This window comes from Marinilactibacillus kalidii (assembly GCF_017599325.1).
Lineage (GTDB): Bacteria > Bacillota > Bacilli > Lactobacillales > Carnobacteriaceae_A > Marinilactibacillus > Marinilactibacillus kalidii.
The window spans coordinates 1-6,975 of record NZ_JAGFVM010000054.1 but is presented as its reverse complement, the minus strand read 5'-3'; the positions used below and the strand labels follow the sequence as shown (position 1 = coordinate 6,975).

General features: G+C 31.9%; 6 protein-coding genes. 5 read left to right on the top strand and 1 reads right to left on the bottom strand.

All coding sequences use genetic code 11. From position 1 onward, the window contains the following. Nucleotides 1–81: 81 nt before the first annotated feature. Nucleotides 82–1,161, bottom strand: a complete 1,080-nt coding sequence (locus tag J5J05_RS12680; RefSeq protein ID WP_208559143.1) for an IS30 family transposase — start codon at nt 1,159–1,161, stop codon at nt 82–84. A gap of 180 nt (nt 1,162–1,341) precedes the next feature. Here J5J05_RS12680 and J5J05_RS12675 point away from each other — a divergent pair, with 180 nt between their 5' ends. From J5J05_RS12675 to J5J05_RS12655, 5 genes are all read left to right on the top strand, one after another. Beyond that, a complete protein-coding gene (locus J5J05_RS12675; RefSeq protein ID WP_208561032.1) occupies nt 1,342–3,648 on the top strand; it encodes a hypothetical protein in 2,307 nt (768 codons plus the stop codon). A 1,002-nt stretch (nt 3,649–4,650) separates the two neighbouring features. Beyond that, a complete protein-coding gene (locus J5J05_RS12670; protein ID WP_208561031.1) occupies nt 4,651–5,295 on the top strand; it encodes a hypothetical protein in 645 nt (214 codons plus the stop codon). Between the two features lie 254 nt (nt 5,296–5,549). After that, nucleotides 5,550–5,852 carry a helix-turn-helix domain-containing protein gene (locus J5J05_RS12665; protein ID WP_208560826.1) on the top strand — a complete coding sequence of 101 codons (303 nt, stop codon included), beginning with the start codon at nt 5,550–5,552 and terminating at the stop codon, nt 5,850–5,852. A 58-nt stretch (nt 5,853–5,910) separates the two neighbouring features. Beyond that, entirely contained in the window at nt 5,911–6,114 is a 204-nt protein-coding gene (locus J5J05_RS12660; RefSeq protein WP_208560827.1) for a hypothetical protein, read from the top strand. Then, a complete protein-coding gene (locus tag J5J05_RS12655) occupies nt 6,078–6,944 on the top strand; it encodes an IS3 family transposase (RefSeq protein ID WP_208560828.1) in 867 nt (288 codons plus the stop codon). The genes J5J05_RS12660 and J5J05_RS12655 overlap by 37 nt, the downstream gene beginning before the upstream one ends. Nucleotides 6,945–6,975: the final 31 nt, after the last annotated feature.

The following is a 6,975-nucleotide window of genomic DNA, read 5'->3' as shown; positions in this document are numbered from 1 at the left end:
TAGTTTAAAAAGATAGCCGCAACTGATTGTTTAATTTGTTATTGGAAGACGTCACTTGTTATTTGATAAGCACTAACGTGCTCAGGTTGCTTGGGACAAAGAGCGCAGAGCATTGGCAAAACAGTCATGTGGTGTTTTATATCCAAGTATTTTCCGAGGATAGTCATTCATCCATTGCTGGATTCTCAAGTATTGTGTTTCACTAAATTGATTGATAGCTTTTCCTTTTGGAATAAATCGGCGAATAAATTTATGCTGGTTCTCGCTTGTTCCTCTTTCCCACGAAGCATAAGGATGACTGAAGTACACATCAAGTGTCTCGTGAAGTGCCTCATGAAGACCGGCAAATTCAGATCCATTATCAGAAGTGATGGTCTTAAATACTTTAGAGAACGTATCACCGGCTCGATATCGTAATTGACTGATTGCCTGATTGACAGATTCTATATCTTTACCATTGAGTTTAAGGATGATTTCAAAGCGTGTTTGACGTTCAACTAACGTCAATAAAACCGAATCGGTTTTTGTTTTGTTTCCAACAACTGTATCAACTTCCCAGTGACCAAAGGTCTGCCGGTTATCAATTTCTGCGGGTCTTTGTTCAATAGATTGGCCTAGCATTCGCTTGTTTCTTCGGCTTCTATAAGTAGTATCTTTTGGTTTACGCGATAGTTTTTCGAGTAGATCCATATTCTTTGTTCTCATAATGCCTTTGTCAATCCATCCATAGAGCGTCGTTGTACAGGGAATAATAGATGAGTCAAACAAGTCATGTGTCTTCGCAAATCCAATGACTACATCTGGAGACCACTTTTCCTGTAACAATTTATCATCTGCCCACTCAATAAAGGCATCCGTATCAGCCCATTTTGGCCGACGGCCACAGTTCAACCGTAGTTTATCGTAAGCTGCTTGTCCGGCATCGGGATCGTAGAGAGTTGTATAGTAGTCGTAAACTTTACCGTTTTGTTTTTGCCGATTAAGTTGCGTAATGGTTCCACGACAGATTTCGCTATTAATGGTTTGCGGGGCACATCCTAATGCCTTTGCAATTTGACGATTGGAGTACTTCTGAGTCTTTAAAATAGCAATTTGAGAACGTTCTGAATGAGATAAGTGTTTTCCCTTACGTGCTGATATGTTATCGTTAGAGTGCGTCATGTGAATTCATCCTGTCTATTGAGAGTTAGCGGTAACTTCAATATAACATGAAATTCACATGGCGTTTTTTTTGTGGGTTAGCCTAAGTGGCTAACTTCATTATAAAATCCAGCTAATTATTATAACAACAGATTTGTTATAAATATGGAAACAACTACACTGGAGGAAATATTAGAACCTTTGGAACAAGATGATAATTACCAACAGAAAAAGAAATTAATTGAGGAAAGGGATAAGGGGGAATTAGAAAATCTACGTCACTCTATTGAAAATCTCCAATTAGAAAAAAAACAAACCATAGTAACTCCTATATCGGAATTGTTTGACGAAAATATATTTAAAACAAAATTAAATTCAGAAGATTTTAAAGAAATTAAAAACAACGAATATTATAACTTGTTAAGCTTCCTCATAAAAGAAAGTTTTATCGACGAGAATTACAACAGTTATATGAATTATTTTTATGATAATGATTTAAAGAAAGAAGATATTATCTTTCTAAGAGAACTTTATGCAGGCAAGATTAATGAGCCTGAGTACGAATTAAACTCTCTAGAGTCTATAATAGAAATACTAGAAAATGAAGATTACTCTCGCAAAGGTATTCTCAACTACAGTATTTTTGAATTTTTGCTAAAAAAAGAAGCATTTTTAAACGAAAAGTCTTCAAAGCAAATAAACCCTTTATTACATGAAAAACTTTTAGAAAATATTGAAAGTATTTTGTATGTGGCTTCTCAAGAGAAAAATATCAAATTTATACTAGGATTAGATTCTTATTTATTTTATAACTACAGGAATGAAGGTAATATAGATAAAAGATGGTATGAAATTTTATTCACTACGTGGTTGGACTTTTGCGTGGACGTGATTGATTATCCAACGTCAGTAAATATTTCACTTAAGTATACACGAATGCGCTTGTTATTTAGTGCCTTGAAATATTTGGATTCGAAACAAATAGACGTACAGAATAAAAATCAAAAATTAAAACAATATCTTGAAAAAAATATCAATATTCTCAGAATTTTAGATGATGGTGATAACAACATCATACCAGTAAATTTAATCAAAAATCTAAAAAGTTTAAACATAGAGTTTGTGGATATTGGTATAGAGTTCTTGGATCACGAATTAATAAGTATGATTATAGGTAATAACTTTTACGAATTAAATTATATAAATCTAGAAAAAATTGCTAAATTTTCAGGGATAATCAGTGAAAATTCTGATCTCGAAAGCTTTAGAAGAAAAAACTTGTCATACATTATGCAGTCAAATAATAAACCACTGAAAACAAGGGTATCTGATAATCTGAATGACTATATAAAACTGTATTTAGAGTTTTCTAACGGAGTTATCTACGATTCTGATATAACAATGCTTCATGTATTGAATGATGCTAGCGTTGAGAATAAAAATTCTTATTTAAAAGCTACTAAGCATAGAATTGAGAATATCAAAGATGTAATTGATCAAAGTATATGGAGTATTTTGTTGGAAAATGACAGCGTACAAGGAAACTTTGCGAATATAGTCTACTATTTCATTTTTTCTAAGAAAAAATGGGAGTCTGAGTTAATAGAATTTGTAAATCGGTCTCACAGTGAGATACAAGTGAACATAGAGGAAATAAGTGAGGAAAGCTTTGAATTTGAAGAATTTGTAGACGCTACAATTAAATTAAACGATTTAGATAACGATCGCTATAGAGAGATAGTTGGTTATGGCGGTCATAAGATAACAACATTAGATAAGATGCCTAATGATCTCCCAGAGAGCAAAATAGAAACGCTCATTGATTGTTCGGTACTTCCAATGAGGGGTGACGTTTTAGGTTATGTAAGAAGGCATTATCCAAAACATATGACCCATTTTGCATTGCACAATATAGAAGGATACATGGAGCTAATTAATGAAAATTACGATGAAAAATATGAATCTGAATTAAGTAGTATATTAAATTCGAATATTATAACAAATACGAAAAAAGAAATTCTTTCTAAATTAGATACTAAAAATAAAATAAGCATTAGAAATATTAACATTAAATCCGATATTCTTTCTATCATATTAGACCGGCACTTAAAAGATTCTGAGATTCCGACTTTGTTTGAAGTGTATTCCCAATATGAATTTGAAGTAAGGTACAAAATACTTGAAATTGCTAAAGAAAATATAGAATTAATGAAGTCTAACGATTGTGATAAAAGATTAGTTATTAAAGTTTTAAAATCAGATTTGGATATAAAAATAAGGCGAAGTTTATTTGTAACGAAAATTTCGATGATGGATTATGAAGATATTTTAAATTTGGTTTCGACGATTGATCTTTCAAAAGCTTATGAATACTTAACTACTAGTGCACAGATGGAATTTGAGAATACCGGAATAAACGTTGTAATTATTAATCATTTAGAAAAAATTGGGATAATCTCTTCACAATTTTTAGAAGACGATTTTATTATTGTTAAAGTAGAAAAATAAAAAGGGAAGCAACTTGTATGAAAAACTCTAATTAGTACTATTCTGTATATTATGCTAAATAAAAAGCTGTCAAGTAGAGGATAAAGTGATCCTTACTCGATAGTTTTTTTGTTTTTCCTTAATCTAATCTGTTTCTTTTTGAAGTCCTAAATGAAACTTTATTAAAAATTATAAACAAGTTATTTTTGGTCAACTTATTTTTTACGACGTCGATATTTTTATACCAGTAATAAAAGTTGCCAACGATGAAGTATACCCTGTTGTTACATACGAGCTGTAAATTTAGGTGTTTTGAAGAAAGAACCCTTTGCAATTTTTTCTTTAATTGAAAAACAAGATTTTTTACTAAAATTTTACAATTAAATGTATACTTAGTGATTAACAAATGTTAAGATAACATTATAAATCGATTAGATTATATTTTTTGTTAATAAAAAAAATATTATAAAGAGTATAAAACAAGCAAAATGGTTATAATTTTAGAGAAAAAGTCTAATTGAATTATTTTTTAGAAAATTACTATTGTATATATATACAAATATAATGAATTATATTTGTAAGAAGAGGGGATTTTATGAAAAATATAAATACGAAAAACAAAATATACTTACTCACATGTCTGCTATTTCTGATTATAAGTTTATCCTATGTGATTCTTTATGAAATACTATTGGAAAATATAATAGATACCAATTTTAATTTACTGTATAGGCATATTTTTATTGTTCTTGCTCGACCAGTATTTTACATGATGTTATCCGCCATTCTAGGGAAATTACTTCTTATATTTTCTGATATAACAATACAAAATAGATTTAGAAAATATTCATTCTATTTACTTATGATTTTGATATTAGTAAATTTCATACTAATCTTTGTACACTTCTTTGTGGGGCTACCATTTTTGCTATTTCAGCTATCACTTAATAGTCCCGTCTTATATATATTATTGGGAGTTTTATTGAGCATTTCAGTATCAGACAAACAGAAGGGAATTGAAAAATGATAAAAAGAACAGTAGCTACATTTATGCTAATTATCTCTTTATTTTTCTTGACAGCACAAACGAAAGTATCTGCAAACGAGAATGGTAATATAAATCAACCGTTCACTGCACCACAAACTGCGGTAGGTACTTTGACTTCAGATACTGGTGAAGTTGAGAACGTAGTAGGTACTTTGGTAGAAGAAAATCAAGGTTTTTCAACTTTTTCAGAATCAAGTTCTGATACATCAGATGGTTCTGCAACGTATGAATACTCAGTATATGCTAATAGAACTGGGAGTCTCAGTGTAAGCCAAACTGACGGGGCTGTTGCAGTAAGAGTAAGACTTGTTATTAACTTTACAGAAACAACTAGTGGTCTTAGACAAGGTAAGATTGATATGGTCTCAGGATCATGGACTCGTATCGATCCAACGGTAAGAGTAACTTCACAAAGACTTATAGTCGGGACCACAGGGTACACACCTTCACCTGTACAACAATCTCGCACTTTCAATAATGTTCCTGCAAATTTTGCTTATAGTACGGGTTTCACTCGTATGACGGGAGCATTACAAGGTAGCGCAGGAGCGAATCTGACATTAAATATTGCTAGAGGAACTGGAAGTTATACTTTTAGAGTTACTAACAACTTATTCTAACAACGATAACTGAAATTCACTCAATATCATCTCTCCAATGATAAAGTAAATTCCGAAATCAAAAGCCTATTGAGCTTTAATTTCGGAATTTTTTTACGTGGTAGAAAATAACAAGATGCTGTTATACCAGTAGTAAAAGTTGCCAACGATGAAGTATACCCTATTGTTAAGTATAATCCTTAATAAAAAGCAGTCCATTATGGTGCCGACCCCCAGAAGTTAGAGTAAACATTCTAACTTCTGGGGGTTTTTGTATGGCAAAATATAGCTACGAATTTAAAAATAAAATTGTAAAAGAATATTTAGATGGTCCTTTGGGCTATACCTTGTTAGCTAAAAAATATGGTATTCCTAGTATCTCGCCTATCAAAAAATGGGTTCACCGCTTCAAGCATTTAGGTAATGAGGGATTAAGAAGGAAAGAGTCAAAGGAGGTCTACTCTGTTCATTTTAAATTAGATGTAATACAATTTATGAAACGAACAGGTGCTTCTTATCAAGAAACAGCTCATTCCTTCGGAATCAGAGAAGATTCCATTATAGCGAACTGGAAATAGAGCTTTCAGTAAAGAGGGAATAGAAGGCCTGAAACCAAAAATTAAGGGGCGACCTTCTATGTCAAAACAACCTAAAAAACAGACAGAAAAAGATCTTCAAAAGATGTCTAGAGAAAGAGAATTAGAACGAGAAAATGAGCTTCTCCGATTGGAGAATGCCTACTTAAAAAAATTAGAAGCTTACGAGAAGAACCCGAATGCCTTTCTCGAAAAGCACAAGCAACAGTGGCATTCGAACTTAAAGAAGAAGGATACAAATTAAAAGATGTGCTTGTAGTGATAGGGATTCCTGAGGCTACCTACCACTATCATATGAAATATTTGAATAATAAGAATGATGATTTATCCTTAAAGGAACTTATTTCAAAGCTTTTTTACCAATTCAAAGAGCGATATGGATACAAAAGAATTACAAAAGAATTGAATAAATCTGGCATAACGATTAATCACAAAAAAGTTTATCGATTGATGAAAGAACTTAATCTGAAATGTATAAAATTCACACGCAAAACACGTAAATACAACTCGTACAAAGGAACAGTAGGCAAACTAGCAAGAAATCTTTTAAACCGACGGTTTTCTACACCATATCCTTTACAAAAATTGGTAACAGATATCACCGAATTGAAGTGTCTTAGAGACGAAAAACTCTATCTCAATCCTATTATGGATTTATATAACGGAGAAATCATTTCCTTTGGCATCAGTAAACGTCCTGTGTTAGATCTCGTTGTGCAACCTTTAGAAAAAGCGATTCAAGTGATTAAAAATAACGCTACCGTTCGAACGACCATCCACTCTGATCAAGGATGGCATTACCAGCATAAAAAGTGGAGAAATTGCCTGAAAAAAAATAAAGTATTTCAAAGTATGTCTCGTAAAGCAACTTGTTCTGATAACGCTGTGATAGAAAATTTTTTCGGCATTATGAAACAAGAAATGTATCACGGAGAATCTCTATTGACATATGAGGAACTTAAGAAAGAAATCGAGGATTATATCGAATGGTATAATACAGTTCGTGGAAAACAAAAATTGGCTGGTTTAAGTCCAGTTGAATACCGAACAAAAACCAGCCAAATGGCTGCATAATATTAAACTCTAACTTTTAGGGGTAAGCACC

Coding starts and splice junctions, on each gene's coding strand:
- J5J05_RS12680 (WP_208559143.1), bottom strand. CDS start 1,161: ATGACGCACTCTAACGATAACATATCAGCACGTAAGGGAAAACACTTA.
- J5J05_RS12665 (WP_208560826.1), top strand. CDS start 5,550: ATGGCAAAATATAGCTACGAATTTAAAAATAAAATTGTAAAAGAATAT.
- J5J05_RS12670 (WP_208561031.1), top strand. CDS start 4,651: ATGATAAAAAGAACAGTAGCTACATTTATGCTAATTATCTCTTTATTT.
- J5J05_RS12660 (WP_208560827.1), top strand. CDS start 5,911: ATGTCAAAACAACCTAAAAAACAGACAGAAAAAGATCTTCAAAAGATG.